Genomic DNA, 13124 nt, shown 5'->3' with positions numbered 1-13124 from the left:
TTGATTGCGACAGCGTTGTGTAGAGACCTATGGCTAATGCAGGCAAGCCAGCTCCCACATTTTCAACCTCACTTCGATGCGGAGTCAGCGAACGCCCTCCGTCCTCAGTGCCGCCGGGGTGTAGTCCGCAGCCTTGGCGGCAAAGCCGAACACGAAGCTGCTCTTCTCTTCATTCTTCATGCCCAGCGCGATGTAGCGCCCGGCAATCAGGTCGTACAGGGTTTCCACGGTGTAGGCCGGCACCTGGTGGTCGTAGTAGAACTGCGCATGGCCTTCGGCGACGCGCCACAGTTGGCCGCGGCCGTCGTAGTGGTCCACCAGCGCGACTTGCCAGCTGTCTTCGTCGATGTACATGTGGCGCTTGGCGTAGATGTGCCGCTCGCTGGGTTTGACGGTGCCGACCACTTCCCACACGCGGTGCAGTTCGTAACGGGTCAGGTCCTGGTTGATGTGCCCGGCCTTGATGATGTCGTCGTACTTGAGGCTCGGCGAGTCGAGCTTGTAGCTGTTGTAGGGGATGTACATCTCCTTCTTGCCCACCAGTTTCCAGTCATAACGGTCGGGCGCGCCGGAGAACATGTCGAAGTTGTCGGTGGTGCGCAGGCCGTCGGAGGCGGTGCCTGGGCCGTCGTAGGACACCTGCGGCGCGCGCCGCACCCGGCGCTGGCCGGCGTTGTAGATCCAGGCCAGGCGCGGTTCCTTCACCTGGTCGAGGGTTTCATGCACCAGCAGCACGTTGCCCGCCAGCCGCGCCGGGGCGGTGACCGATTGCTTGAAATAGCTGAGCACGTTGGCGGCCTTGGCCGGGTCGATATCCGGGATAGCTTGCGGCACCGCCACTTCTTCTTCGAAGCGGATCGGCGTGTAGCTGCCATTGGTCTGGGGCGTGGCCTGGGTGATGATGCGCCGCAGGTTGCCGCCGTGGTAACGGGTGATGTGGTTCCACAGCACCTCCACGCCATTCTTCGGGATGGGGAACGCGTAGTAACGGTTACCGGTGAAGTTCTCCAGGCCGTTGCCATCGTTGATCGCCTTCACATTCACGGCGCTGCGCTTGATCGACTCGTAAATGTCCGCCGGCAAGTTGACCGTGCGGTGGCTGGGGTATACCGGGATTTTGTAGGTTTCTGGATAGCGCTTGAACATCGCCACCTGGCCGTCGGAGAGTTTGTCCTTGTACTTTTCCACCGTGGCGGCGGTGATCACGAACAGCGGTTTTTCGTTGGCGAAGGGGTCTGCCAGGAAGCCCTTGCTGTCCACTGCGCCGGCGTTTTTCGGGATACCGCCGGTCCAGGCCGGGATCGAGCCATCGGCGTTGCCGGCTTTTTCGGCGCCGACCGGGGTCAGGGTAGTGCCGAGCTTGGCGGCTTCTTCGGGCGATACCGCCGCCATTACGTTGGCGGCCAATACGCTCAGGGCCAACACTGCAATCATCTTACGCATAGGGTCTTGTCCTTCTTTTAAGCCAGATCAGAAGTTCACGCCGAAGCTGAGGGCGAGGAAGTCGCGGTCGGTCAGGGTGTTGTAGTCCCCGCCAAAAAAATCGGTGTAGCTCAGGCTTGCGGTGTAGGTGCTGCGATAGTCCGCATCCACGCCGACGCTGATGGCCTTGGCCCCTTTGTTGAACAGCCCGTTGGGGCCGTAACCGGCCACGTCATGGGACCAGGACAGGTTGGGCTTGAGGTTCACACCGGCAATGGCGTTGTTGTAGTCAAGGATCGCCCGCGCCCGGTAGCCCCACGAGGTGGAGGTGACAAAACCGTCGGTGTCACCTTGAAAACCATAGGCGCCGTATACCGAGTCTCGGCCGTAGCGCAGTTTGCTTTTGTCTTCCAGGCCGGCGACGTGCACCACCGCCGCTTCGCCCACCAGGGTCAGGCGCTCGGCGCCCAGTACCTGGTCGAAGAACTGGGTCATGGTGCTCTGGATCTGGGTGATTTCCTTGCGGCGGTAGCCTTTGTTGTCATCGCCGAAATTGCTGCGGATGGGTGAGGCGAGTTGGCCCGCAATAGGGTTGACCAGGGCCAGGGTCAGGTCAGTGGTGTTGAGCTGCACCGGCGCATTGGGCCGATAGCTGATTTCGCCGGTCCACGCCGTGCCCGTGGGCAAGGTGGTGGAGAAACTGGCGCCGAACAGGCGAATGTCTTCCGGGTAATCCAGGTAGTACTGGCCGCGGCCGAGCATGGTGCTTTGCGCCAAACCGCCCCCGGAACCGGGTGCCAGGGCGTTGGCAGTGTTGATGATGCGCCCGATGGTGGCCAGGTTGGTATTGGCGGTCAGGGTGCCGACGGTGGGTGTGCGGCTGTGGTAGTTCATGAAGTACAGGCCGTATTCAGTGTCATCGCCCAGCCAGCGCAGGGCCGCGCCGAACTGGCCCGAATCGCGCGCATCGCGGTCACCGGCACGCCGTACAATCATGCCTTCATTGGTCACGCCAAACCCTTGGCCAAAGGCCGCCGCCACCGGTTGCAGCGGTCGGATCGCCGGGCTGCCCACGGTGTAGTTATTGGTACAGCCATCCGCCGCCACGTCCCCGCCGAAGAAGGTGCCGCAGTTGTCGAGCACCGTCTGGTCCCATTCCAGTTGGTAGAAACCTTCCACGGTCAGTTGATTGGTGAGGCTCTGGGAGGCAAACAGCATGTTCACCGGGATCAAGCCTTCCTTGATCTCGGCACCGGGCCTGCGGAACGCCGACACGTCGATCGGGTTGATGCTGTTGATGGAGTTGCCGATGAAGGTACTTTCGCCCCAACTGACCACCTGCTTGCCGGCACGCACGGTGCCGGGCAGGTCGCCCAGGGAGTAGTTGTGGTAGACGAAGGCATCGAGGATCTGCGCACCGCTGGATTTGGCGCCTTCCTTGCGGTTGTGGTCGCTGATGGGCTTGAACTCGCGGTCTTCGTCCTTGAGTTCGAAGTCATACCAATACTTGCCACGCACGAACACGCCGGTGTCGCCGTACTTCAATTCAAGGTCGTGCAGCCCCTTGAAGATCTTGGAGAAGGTCTCGCCCTTCTTGAAGTTGAGTCGCCCGTCATCCCCGGTGGACGCCTGGCCCGTACCGCCATTGACGGTGCCGACCAGGCCTTTATCGGCATCGCGCATGCCCCAACTGGCGCCGACCGACAGCGAGGAGTCGAATTGCCCTTCGATCTCGCCAATATTGAACGAAACAGCCTGCGCCTGGGCACAGCAGCCCAGCGCAACCGCAGTGGCCAGCGCCTGTGGCGTGAAGATGGCGCGCATTGTTGTTTTTGTCATGCGTCTTCCCCGGTGAGTGACAGAAGGCCCCACCCTACTGCCGCCCTTGAGGAGCGATAAGCGCACCAAGGAGGTATTCGTGTTGTCGCCCGAAAGGATGACGGGGTTCGCTGGCCGGGCGTTGGCCTGGTGGCATGCATGCGATGGATGAAGGGTTATCAGAAGAATCGATGGCGCCCTGTAATTATTGCCGATCTGGTAACAGTCCTTGTCCCGATTTGCTATTACTCATTCTGTTACAACCGATTATTCTTGCCTGGCTTTCAGGGCAAAGAGCCCGCTCCCGCATTGGGGAGAAAAGCTGATTTATAACGGATTGATCCTGTAATCAGTCTGTTCCCGGTGTTCACTGACGTTGATTTGTCGCTCCTTGATCCAACGTCTTACTTCGGCCGCTGCCTATGCAGCGGCCTTTTTTATGCCTGCAATAAAACGGGGCGTCATCGACGCCCCGTGGGATTCATTGATTTACCGGCAATGATCAGAGGCTGAACTTCTGCAAGTTAGCCATCATTTCCTTCAATGCCTCGATGTTGTCCTTGGGGTGCGCAGCACCTTCAAAGTCGCAGATTTGCTGCCAATGCGCGGCCACATCCTCCGGCGAAAAACCGGCCTCGGGATCAAAACCCACACCCAGACTACGCTCCCAACGGGTCTTGCCGATCCAGCCGCCACCCACTTCAAACAAGCCTGCGGTTTCCTCACAGGCGTCACTGCCCAGGTAAACCACCAGTGGGCTGACCAGTTCTGGCTTGAGGCGCTCGAACACCTGCGGCGGGATCAGCCCTTCGGTCATACGCGTGCCACCGGTGGGGGCAATCGCGTTGACTAGGATGTTGTTCTTGCGCCCTTCCAGGGCCAGAGTGCGGGTCAAACCATACAAGCCCAGCTTGGCCATGCCGTAGTTGGACTGGCCAAAGTTGCCGTAGATACCGGACGTCGACGCAGTAAAGATCACCCGGCCATAACCCTGCTCGCGCAAATGCGGCCAGGCGGCGCGGGTGACTTTGTAGGCGCCTTCGACATGCACCCGGTAAACCAGGTCCCAGTCGCTGTCATCCATTTTATGGAAGGTCTTGTCGCGCAGGATCCCGGCGTTGTTGACTACCACGTCGACCCGGCCGAAAACATCCAGGGCGTTCTGTACGATCTTGTCGCCGTCGGTGACGGAGTCATGGTTGGCTTCGGCAATGCCGCCCGCCGCGCGAATCTGCGCCACCACCCGGTCGGCCGCCGAGGCATTGGCGCCCTCGCCTTGGGTTGACCCCCCCAGGTCGTTGACCAGCACTTTGGCCCCGTGCTTGGCGAACAGCAGCGCATGGGCCTGGCCCAAGCCACCACCGGCGCCGGTGACGATCACGACCTTATCCTGGAACTGCACTGACTCACTCATACCGAACTCCGCTGGCGACAATGGGAATAGGCAGAGTGTCACGCACGCAGCCTTTGGTCACAATAAAGACGGCCAAGGCTGAATGGTGCCTGATAAGGCAGCGGGATGATGCGCAGGCTCAGGAATAGGCCGCACGCGGTGAAGGCTGGCCGATGCGCTCACGAAACGCCTGGTAGTGCCTGAGTACCTGGACCGGCGCCTCGATCTGCGGGTAGTGGCCGATATTGGCCAGCCTTATCGTGTCGGGCTCGGGCACCAGTTGGCGATAGCGCTCGACCATATGGGCACCGGAAATCGGGTCTACTTCGCCGTCGATCACCCGCAACGGCACTTCGCCTTGCTGCATGGCCGCCAGCCAACGCTCGCGCAGGCGACGGCGTTGGGGAATGTAGGCGATGAGTTTGTGCAGAATACGCGGGCCGTCGTTGCAACTGATCAAACTCCAGAAATCATCCAGCACACTTTCACTGGGTCGCGTCTGGGGGCCGAAGATCTGGTTGAAACTGCTGGCCAAGGCATTGCGCCCAAAGGCCCGGCCGATCATCCAGCCCAACGGGCTGAGCAATAGCTTTTGCACCAGCGCCGGCCGATGGGTCTCCGGAAACAGCCCGCCGTTGAGAAATACACAGCTCGCCATCTGGAACCCTCCCTCGTAATGCCGGGCCAATAATTCCTGGGCGACGCTGTCTCCATAATCATGGGCCAACACATGCACCGGCCGCTCTACCCGCAGATGCTCAAGCAGCGCCTGTTGCAGATCGGCCTGTTCCAGCAGGCAATACTCGTGGCTCAAGGGTTTGGCCGAGTCGCCAAAGCCGAGCATGTCGCAGGCGATCACCAGGTTGCGCTGGGCCAGGGGCTGCCACAGGTAGTGCCAGTCCCAACTGGCCGTAGGGAAACCATGAATCAACAGCAACGGCTCGCCCTGCCCGGCCACCCAATACCGCACGGTGTGGCCACGAAAGACGAAGTCCTGGCCGCGCTTGCGCCAGGCTCTGAGCGGTATCTCGGCGAGTGGCATCAGCTTTTATACCCGGGGTCCTGTTGGTCCAATTTGCGCAGCAGTGCCGGCCAAGCCAGCGCACCGCCCATACCTTGGGCGCTTTTTGTGACAGCTGCCACCATCGCCTTGGCACCGGCCAGAATCTGCGGCCCGATGGCGATCAACTCGGTGCCGCCGCTCTGGGCCAGTACCTGGATCTCGCAGGCGCGCTGGAAGGTGAACATCATCAGGAAGGTGTCGGCGATGCTACCGGCGCAGGTCAGCAGGCCGTGGTTGTGCAGCATCAGGAAATTATTCTGGCCCAGATCCGCTTGCAGGCGGGCCTTTTCCTCGTGATTGAGCGCCACGCCTTCATAGGCGTGATAGCCAAGGCTCGACAGCACGAACAGCGATTGCTGGCTGATGGGCAATACGCCCTGCTTTTGCGCACATACCGCCACACCCGCAGCGGTGTGGGTATGCAGCACGCAGGTCACGTCATGGCGCACTTCGTGGATGGCGCTGTGGATGGTGTAGCCCGCCGGGTTGATCTCGTAGGGGCTGTCCATTTGCTTATTGCCGGCCTGGTCAACCTTGACCAAGCTCGACGCGGTGATCTCATGGAACATCAACCCATAGGGGTTGATCAGGAAATCTTCAGTGCCCGGCACCTTGGCCGAAATATGCGTGAAGATCAGGTCATCCCAGCCGTGCATGGCCACCAGCCGATAACAGGCCGCCAGGTCCACACGGGTTTGCCATTCGGCGGGGCTGACCTGGGCTTTGACGTTTTGTGGCGATGGAGCAGGGGCTAGGCTCATGGCAATGACCTCCTTGGCGCACTTCTTAGGGTGTCTAAAGTGAGAGCCAGTCTAGTCAGACGCCGAGGCGCAAGGAGTTGCCTTGGCAGCCAGCTTGATGACTGAGCGAGTCAGTCATGAGAATAGTACAGATATGGGTCAAACAAGCGCCGTCAATAACGGCGCTACCTGGGGTTCAGCCTCGCAGTGCAGTGACCAACTCGGCCAGCCAAGGCTCGGCGTCAGCTTCCGGGGTGACGCTCTCGCTGGCGTCCAGGCGCAGCATTGGCAGCACTTCGCGGATGCCCAGTTCGGCGAACAATTCGCGCATTTGTTCACCACCGCCACAGAAGGTATCGCCATAGCTGGCGTCGCCCAGGCCGATGACTGCACCTGGCAGGCCGCGCCAGGCGGGGGGCAGTTGGTCACGAATGGTCGAATACAGGGGCATCAGATTGTCGGGCAGCTCGCCCATGCCGGTGGTCGAGGTCACGGCAAGGAATGCATCGGGAGCAAAGGCCAGCACCTCTGCCAGCGTGGCACGAGAATTGTGCCAGGCGTTGAAACCTGCGTCCTTGAGGATGTCTTGCGCGTGGCGAGCGACTTCTTCAGCCGTACCGTAGACCGAGCCGGAAAGGATGACGACTTTCATCAATCTGATCCTGTAGTTGAGTGAAAGCGTGGGATATTAGCAGCCTGTGCCAATATTTCAGTGCGCACCGTGCAACATTCCAGACTTGCCATAAACTGGCAAGGTCAAAATCAGGCCAGGGACCGCTCTATGATTAACGCCAAACTGCTGCAAATGGTCGTCAATGCGTCCAATGACGGGATCGTCGTTGCCGAACGCGAAGGCCGGGACAAACCACTGATCTACGTCAACCCGGCCTTCGAACGGATGACCGGCTACACGCTGGACGAGATTCTCTATCAGGACTGCCGTTTCCTGCAGGCGGGCGACCGCGACCAACCGGCCTTGATGGCCATTCGTGACGCGCTCGACAGCGGCGGCGCCTGCCGAGAGATCCTGCGCAACTTCCGCAAGGACGGCACACCTTTCTGGAACGAACTGTCGCTTTCGACCGTGTACAACGAGGTCGACAAGCAAACGTATTTCGTCGGCGTGCAAAAAGACGTCACCACTCAAGTCAAAGCCCAACAGCGCGTCGCCCAACTGGAAGCCCAGTTAGCCGAGCTCAAGAGCGAGCTCGCGGCACTCAAGGCGACGAGTGGATTTAACAAACTGTAAAAAACGCGGTCTTTAGAGCGATAATGGCTTTTTAATGCCTCAGCCTTGAGCTAGATCAATGCAACGCGACACGCTATTGACGCAGGACGAACTGGATTTTATCCAGGACATGCAGCACAACCCGCAGCTCAACCTGCGGGATGCATGGTCGAGCCTGACGGTTAATGGCGGCGCTCAGATTCGCGACCTGCTCACGCGGCTAGCGGCTCACGACCAGGTCACCATCCAGGCGCAGTTCGACAACCAGCAACTCACCTTCCCGTTGCACCTGGTGGAAGATGAGTTCCATGCCGTGCATTTGCGCCTGGGCGTACCGAGCATTTTTGAAGACGGGCCGATGATCCGCCCGTGGCGCCTGGCCCTTGAAACGCCGGTGGCGCTGGAAAACATCAAGGGCTACCCCAGCGCGTTGTGGGTGCACGAAGTGTCATTCAAAGGTGTGTTGGTAGAAGTGCGTGGCCGGGTCAAACCGCCGAAGACCTTTTCCCTGTGGTTCAGCCCTTCCGGCTACGAGCGCATCGCCCTGCGCGGCACGCTGGAGCGCGAAACCGCCCGAGGCCTGTTCGCTTATCGCCTGAGCCAGAGCGATGCCGATGAGATCGAACGGCTACGCCAGTTCATCCTGCACCAACACCGCCTGGTGCATCCTCACGTTCACGCCTGAGGCTCGGTACCCGGATGGCCGCTGAGCAGTTGCTGCAAGCGGCGCGGCATCAAGCGTCCATCATTGCCCAGGCAACCAATCGACGACCCTGCCAGGCTGTGTTCTGCCAGGTCCGACGCTTCTCCAGCCAGCAGCAACGGGCAATCGAGGGTGAAGGCCAGGCGATTGAGCCGCGACGCCAGCTCTGCCCCTGGAGCGTGGTTGGAAAACATCACCAAGGCTTGCGGGCGGGTGCGCTCGCAGATCAGCGTCAACTCATCCAGTGGCTGGCCAACGCCCAGGACCTTGACCGCCAGCTTCTCGCTCGACATCAACAAGCCCGCCACCAGTAACTCCAGCTCACGGCACTCTCCGGCAATGGCTGACAGCAACACCCTGGGCACGGGCGAGGCACTGGCCACTTGCAGGCACCGCGCGACGCGCGAGCGCAGGAAATTGTCGAAGAACAGCCACTCGCTGGCTTGGCCAAAGCGGCCTTGGTGACGTAACAGCTGTTGCCACAGCGGGACCAAAATGTCCTGGAACACCACGGTCGTCGAATAGACGCTGAAGATCTGGCCGTACAACCGGTCGAGCTCACGATCATCAAAGGCACTGATGGCCAGCCGCAGTTGCGCCTGCCACTGGCGCCACTCCAGTTCGGTATCGCTGCGTGACGCCGTGGCCGGTTCGTTGGCCTGTGGGTCGCGCGCCAGGAGCTTGCCGACTTTGCTCACCGCCACGCCCCGCTCGATCCAGTCGAGGATGCGGTGCACGGTGTCGATATCGGTGCTTGAGTACAGCCTGTGCCCACTTTCGGTGCGTAAAGGCTGGATCAAACCGTAGCGACGCTCCCAGGCACGCAAGGTCACCGGGTTTACGCCTGTGAGTCTTGCCACTTCACGAATCGGAAACAGCCCCTCGCAGTCAGTGTGGCTGTCGGGTGTCGTTTCGCGAAGAGGCGCAGTGATTTCGGGCATCAGCGGTCAAAAAACTTGTATGAATTTGAATACCATTTAACGCCGATTGAACTGAATGATTCAAGATCTACGGCGATCCATCCGAAGTTTCTGGCGTATTTGGGCAAATCCGGAATAATCCTTGCCTGTTCTTTTGCGTCGCTGCACCACCCCGCAGCTTCGCCCGTGCACAGCCTACCCGGCTCGGCGCACTTGCTGATTTGGAGATATACGATGTCTACCTCACCCGTCACCTTGATGGTTGCGCGCCGCGTGGCCAAGGGTCGCTACGAAGAGTTGATGGCCTGGCTGCGCGAAGGCGAGCAATTGGCGACTGACTTCCCCGGTTACCTGGGTTCCGGCGTGCTGGCCCCGCCGCCTCATGATGATGAGTTCCAGATCATCTTCCGCTTTGCCGATGAAAAAACCCTGCATGCGTGGGAGTTCTCCGCTTCGCGCAGCGCGTGGCTGAGCCGAGGCAGCGAGCTGTTTGCCGACCCGTCGGAGCACCGTGTCAGCGGTATCGATGGCTGGTTTGGCGCAGTAGGTGCCCGCCCGCCACGCTGGAAACAGGCCGTGGCCATCTGGTTGGCATTTTTCCCGGTATCGTTGCTGTTCAACTTCGGCCTGGGCTCGCTGCTCAATGAGCTGGACCTGTTCAGCCGCGTACTGGTCAGCACCGCTGCCCTGACCCCGTTGATGGTCTACCTCTTTATACCGCTGTCGACCCATCTGCTGGCGAATTGGCTGCACCCCTCGCCCACTCGCAAGGTCACCGAAGCCGCCGCTTGAGTACAGGGAGGCCGGGGCGCTGGTATAGTTTGAGCCTGCCAGCGACTTGAGCCTCCCATGAATGCAACCAACGCTCCGATCCTGATCACCGGTGCCGGCCAGCGTGTCGGCCTGCATTGCGCCGAGCGCCTGCTGGATGAAGGCCAAGCCGTGATTTTCAGCTACCGCAGCGAACGCCCCGGCGTGCAGGCGCTACGTGAACGGGGTGCCATCGGCGTGTTTGCCGACTTCTCCAGCGAAGCCGGCGTGCTGGCTTTCATTGGCGCAGTCAAAACCCATACCCAAAGCCTGCGCGCAATCATCCACAACGCTTCAGCCTGGGTCGCCGAAACGCCGGGCGACGAAAGCCGTGCCTTTATCGACATGTTCAGCGTGCACATGCTTGCGCCGTACCTGATCAACCTGCATTGTTCACCTTTGCTGCAACGTTCGACACCCGCCGATATCGTGCATATCAGCGATGACGTGGTGCGCAAGGGCAGCCGGCATCACATCGCCTATTGCGCCACCAAGGCCGGGCTCGACAGCCTCACGTTATCGTTTGCCGCGCAGTTTGCGCCGCTGATCAAGGTCAACGGCATCGCCCCGGCGATGGTGATGTTCAACGAAGGCGATGACGCGGCCTATCGCACCAAGGTCCTGGCCAAGTCAGCCCTGGGCATAGAGCCCGGGCCCGAGGTGATCTACCAGAGCGTGCGTTACCTGCTGGACAACCCCTATGTCACCGGTACCACCCTGACCGTCAACGGTGGGCGGCATATCAAGTAAGCCGTTTTTGAGGATGTTGTATGACCTTATCCCTGCCCCACCACTACCGCGAAATCCTCAAGGGCCTGGGCGAAGACCCACAGCGCGAGGGCCTGCTCGATACGCCCAAGCGTGCCGCCAAGGCCATGCAGTACCTGTGTCATGGCTATGAGCAGAACCTGGAAGAAATCGTCAACGGCGCGCTGTTTGCGTCTGACAATGACGAGATGGTGATCCTCAAGGACATCGAGTTGTATTCGTTGTGCGAGCATCACCTGCTGCCCTTTATCGGCAAGGCCCATGTGGCCTATATTCCGACCGGCAAGGTGCTGGGCCTGTCAAAACTGGCGCGCATCGTCGACATGTTCGCCAGGCGCCTGCAGATCCAGGAAAACCTCACACGGCAAATCGCCGACGCCATCCAGGACGTGACCCAGGCCGCCGGCGTGGCGGTGGTGATCGAAGCCAAGCACATGTGCATGATGATGCGCGGCGTGGAGAAACAGAATTCAACCATGAACACCTCGGTGATGCTCGGCGCCTTTCGCGAGTCGAACACCACCCGCATGGAGTTCCTGCAACTGATTGGACGGAGCAAGTAGCAATGCCACAACTTCAACCAGGCATGGCGCGTATCCGGGTCAAGGACCTGTGCCTGCGCACCTTTATCGGCATCAACGAGGACGAGATCCTCAACAAGCAGGATGTGCTGATCAACCTGACCATCCTGTATGCCGCCCAGGAAGCCGTACGTGACAACGACATCGACCACGCCCTGAACTACCGCACCATCACCAAGGCCATCATCGCTCACGTCGAAGGCAATCGCTTTGCCCTGCTGGAGCGCCTGACCCAGGAACTGCTGGACCTGGTGATGAGCAACGAATCGGTACTGTACGCCGAAGTCGAAGTAGACAAACCCCACGCGCTGCGCTTTGCCGAGTCGGTTTCGATCACTCTGGCCGCCAGCCGCTGATAGCAAGTGAGCCTTATGAACGACCAACAACGCCTCGAACTCGAAGCCGCCGCCTTTCGCCGACTGGTGGCCCACCTGGACAGCCGCAAGGATGTGCAGAACATCGACCTGATGAACCTTGCCGGCTTCTGCCGCAACTGCCTGTCCAAGTGGTACAAGGCCGAAGCCGACGAGCGCCAGATCGAGCTCAGCCTCGATGACGCCCGTGAAGTGGTGTACGGCATGCCGTACGCCGAGTGGAAAGCCCAATACCAGCAAGAAGCCAACGCCGACCAACAGGCCGCGTTTGCCAAAGGCAACCCACAGGGTTAGGCGCTAAGCCCTCACGACGTGCGACCCGCCCGCGGGAAAAACCAGGAAAGCAAAAGCATGCAGATTCAAACCTTTGATACTGCGGATGTGGATCAGCAACTGGCGATTTCCGGCTGGCAGGAGCACTACCAGCAAATGTCCCCGGGGTATTTCCGGGGCAAAGTTGTGTACATGCAGTTGGACGGCATCGAGGTGTATGAAGAGCAGATGAACACGCGGGTGGAGCAGCATTTCCATGCGCCCGCCGGTTCATTGGTCTTTAGTTTTGATACGGGTGACGGATCTCTGTACCTGCTCAACGAGGACAGTCAGAACACCTGGGTGACCCCGCAAAACTATAAAGAAGTCGCGGTGGTGATCGGCCCTCAATACCTCAAGCAACTTGATTGCCTGAACTTGAGCAGCCTGGATGGCATGCTCCTCACCCCGCTGGTTTCCCGGCAGAGCCAGGTTTTTGGCCACTGGTTAAGCAGCACGCTTCAACGGTTGGCCGTGGGGCAATCCCCGGTGCCTGAAGCAGGGCTGGCACAACAGCTGGTCGACGATTGCCTGTATATCCTCGATTGCCCGAGTCAGACGCCGGACCTGGCAAGCCTGAAACACCGAGCCCATGACCGCCGCCTTATCCAACGGGTTTTCGACCTGGTCATGGCCAGCCCGCAAGAACACTTCAATGTGTTGCAACTGGCCAACGGCGCCGGGGTGTCTGTTCGTCAGTTGCAACAACGCTTCACGTCTTCTATCGGTGTATCACCCAGCCAATGGCAGCGGTTACGCCGATTGAACTTTGCCCGCCGCGACTTACTGCGCAGGGTGCCCGCAGAGACGACCGTGGCGGAAATCGCCATGCGCTGGTCATTCTGGCACCTGGGCCGTTTCTCCCAGGCCTATTACCAGCTTTTTGGCGAACTCCCCAGCCGCACACTCTTACGTCCCCGCTGAATCGGCCCCCAAGCGCTTGCGCACCAAAATGAGGCTCGCACGCAAGCGCAAATCGGATAGAGGCCAGC

15 protein-coding genes are annotated in these 13124 nt (G+C 60.1%); 8 read left to right on the top strand and 7 right to left on the bottom strand.

Going from position 1 to position 13124, the window contains the following annotated elements:
• Positions 1-84 precede the first annotated feature (84 nt).
• From CRN80_RS14280 to CRN80_RS14255, 6 genes are all read right to left on the bottom strand, one after another.
• A complete protein-coding gene (locus CRN80_RS14280; RefSeq protein ID WP_098950403.1) occupies positions 85-1443 on the bottom strand; it encodes a DUF1329 domain-containing protein in 1359 nt (452 codons plus the stop codon).
• 27 nt (positions 1444-1470) lie between these two features.
• Entirely contained in the window at positions 1471-3261 is a 1791-nt protein-coding gene (locus tag CRN80_RS14275; RefSeq protein WP_098950402.1) for a DUF1302 domain-containing protein, read from the bottom strand.
• A gap of 481 nt (positions 3262-3742) precedes the next feature.
• On the bottom strand, positions 3743-4654 hold the full coding sequence (locus tag CRN80_RS14270) for an SDR family oxidoreductase (protein WP_032895355.1): 912 nt from the start codon (positions 4652-4654) through the stop codon (positions 3743-3745).
• A gap of 118 nt (positions 4655-4772) precedes the next feature.
• Positions 4773-5675: an alpha/beta fold hydrolase gene (locus tag CRN80_RS14265; RefSeq protein ID WP_098950401.1), complete on the bottom strand. Its 903-nt coding sequence runs from the start codon at positions 5673-5675 to the stop codon at positions 4773-4775.
• Positions 5675-6457 carry a class II aldolase/adducin family protein gene (locus CRN80_RS14260; RefSeq protein ID WP_098950400.1) on the bottom strand — a complete coding sequence of 261 codons (783 nt, stop codon included), beginning with the start codon at positions 6455-6457 and terminating at the stop codon, positions 5675-5677. Before CRN80_RS14260 ends, CRN80_RS14265 begins: the two co-directional genes overlap by 1 nt.
• 175 nt (positions 6458-6632) lie before the next feature.
• Positions 6633-7088 (bottom strand): flavodoxin, encoded by a 456-nt coding sequence (locus tag CRN80_RS14255; protein ID WP_098950399.1) that lies wholly within the window; start codon positions 7086-7088, stop codon positions 6633-6635.
• A gap of 129 nt (positions 7089-7217) precedes the next feature.
• Here CRN80_RS14255 and CRN80_RS14250 point away from each other — a divergent pair, with 129 nt between their 5' ends.
• Together CRN80_RS14250 and CRN80_RS14245 are read left to right on the top strand one after the other, a co-directional pair.
• Positions 7218-7685 (top strand): PAS domain-containing protein, encoded by a 468-nt coding sequence (locus CRN80_RS14250; protein ID WP_098950398.1) that lies wholly within the window; start codon positions 7218-7220, stop codon positions 7683-7685.
• 58 nt (positions 7686-7743) lie between these two features.
• Entirely contained in the window at positions 7744-8349 is a 606-nt protein-coding gene (locus CRN80_RS14245) for a hypothetical protein (RefSeq protein ID WP_032895350.1), read from the top strand.
• On the opposite strand, the gene CRN80_RS14240 is transcribed toward CRN80_RS14245, so the two are convergent.
• Complete coding sequence (locus CRN80_RS14240; RefSeq protein ID WP_098950397.1) at positions 8340-9308, bottom strand: MerR family transcriptional regulator; 969 nt, start codon at positions 9306-9308, stop codon at positions 8340-8342. The genes CRN80_RS14245 and CRN80_RS14240 overlap by 10 nt on opposite strands.
• Positions 9309-9521: 213 nt before the next feature.
• On the opposite strand from CRN80_RS14240, the gene CRN80_RS14235 reads away from it, so the two are divergent.
• Genes CRN80_RS14235 through CRN80_RS14210 form a run of 6 tightly spaced genes read left to right on the top strand, consistent with a single transcriptional unit; the run spans position 9522 to position 13056 of the window.
• Entirely contained in the window at positions 9522-10079 is a 558-nt protein-coding gene (locus tag CRN80_RS14235; protein ID WP_098950396.1) for an antibiotic biosynthesis monooxygenase, read from the top strand.
• Positions 10080-10136: 57 nt separating this feature from the next.
• Positions 10137-10847 carry a dihydromonapterin reductase gene (gene folM, locus CRN80_RS14230; protein ID WP_098950395.1) on the top strand — a complete coding sequence of 237 codons (711 nt, stop codon included), beginning with the start codon at positions 10137-10139 and terminating at the stop codon, positions 10845-10847.
• Positions 10848-10867: 20 nt separating this feature from the next.
• Positions 10868-11428, top strand: a complete 561-nt coding sequence (folE, locus tag CRN80_RS14225) for a GTP cyclohydrolase I FolE (protein ID WP_003194072.1) — start codon at positions 10868-10870, stop codon at positions 11426-11428.
• A 2-nt stretch (positions 11429-11430) separates the two neighbouring features.
• Positions 11431-11802, top strand: coding sequence for a dihydroneopterin triphosphate 2'-epimerase (gene folX / locus CRN80_RS14220; RefSeq protein WP_003194073.1), 372 nt, complete (start codon positions 11431-11433; stop codon positions 11800-11802).
• A 15-nt stretch (positions 11803-11817) separates the two neighbouring features.
• On the top strand, positions 11818-12114 hold the full coding sequence (locus CRN80_RS14215; RefSeq protein ID WP_056788738.1) for a DUF1244 domain-containing protein: 297 nt from the start codon (positions 11818-11820) through the stop codon (positions 12112-12114).
• A gap of 57 nt (positions 12115-12171) precedes the next feature.
• Positions 12172-13056, top strand: coding sequence for a helix-turn-helix domain-containing protein (locus tag CRN80_RS14210; RefSeq protein WP_098950394.1), 885 nt, complete (start codon positions 12172-12174; stop codon positions 13054-13056).
• Positions 13057-13124: the final 68 nt, after the last annotated feature.

This window comes from Pseudomonas sp. FDAARGOS_380, assembly GCF_002591235.1.
GTDB lineage: Bacteria > Pseudomonadota > Gammaproteobacteria > Pseudomonadales > Pseudomonadaceae > Aquipseudomonas > Aquipseudomonas salmasensis.
The sequence above is the reverse complement of the archived record's forward strand: the minus strand, read 5'-3'. Positions and strand labels throughout refer to the sequence as shown.

Coding starts and splice junctions, on each gene's coding strand:
- CRN80_RS14260 (WP_098950400.1), bottom strand. CDS start 6,457: ATGAGCCTAGCCCCTGCTCCATCGCCACAAAACGTCAAAGCCCAGGTC.
- CRN80_RS14265 (WP_098950401.1), bottom strand. CDS start 5,675: ATGCCACTCGCCGAGATACCGCTCAGAGCCTGGCGCAAGCGCGGCCAG.
- CRN80_RS14275 (WP_098950402.1), bottom strand. CDS start 3,261: ATGACAAAAACAACAATGCGCGCCATCTTCACGCCACAGGCGCTGGCC.
- CRN80_RS14280 (WP_098950403.1), bottom strand. CDS start 1,443: ATGCGTAAGATGATTGCAGTGTTGGCCCTGAGCGTATTGGCCGCCAAC.
- folE (WP_003194072.1), top strand. CDS start 10,868: ATGACCTTATCCCTGCCCCACCACTACCGCGAAATCCTCAAGGGCCTG.
- folX (WP_003194073.1), top strand. CDS start 11,431: ATGCCACAACTTCAACCAGGCATGGCGCGTATCCGGGTCAAGGACCTG.
- CRN80_RS14255 (WP_098950399.1), bottom strand. CDS start 7,088: ATGAAAGTCGTCATCCTTTCCGGCTCGGTCTACGGTACGGCTGAAGAA.
- CRN80_RS14245 (WP_032895350.1), top strand. CDS start 7,744: ATGCAACGCGACACGCTATTGACGCAGGACGAACTGGATTTTATCCAG.
- CRN80_RS14235 (WP_098950396.1), top strand. CDS start 9,522: ATGTCTACCTCACCCGTCACCTTGATGGTTGCGCGCCGCGTGGCCAAG.
- CRN80_RS14270 (WP_032895355.1), bottom strand. CDS start 4,654: ATGAGTGAGTCAGTGCAGTTCCAGGATAAGGTCGTGATCGTCACCGGC.
- CRN80_RS14215 (WP_056788738.1), top strand. CDS start 11,818: ATGAACGACCAACAACGCCTCGAACTCGAAGCCGCCGCCTTTCGCCGA.
- CRN80_RS14240 (WP_098950397.1), bottom strand. CDS start 9,308: ATGCCCGAAATCACTGCGCCTCTTCGCGAAACGACACCCGACAGCCAC.
- CRN80_RS14210 (WP_098950394.1), top strand. CDS start 12,172: ATGCAGATTCAAACCTTTGATACTGCGGATGTGGATCAGCAACTGGCG.
- CRN80_RS14250 (WP_098950398.1), top strand. CDS start 7,218: ATGATTAACGCCAAACTGCTGCAAATGGTCGTCAATGCGTCCAATGAC.
- folM (WP_098950395.1), top strand. CDS start 10,137: ATGAATGCAACCAACGCTCCGATCCTGATCACCGGTGCCGGCCAGCGT.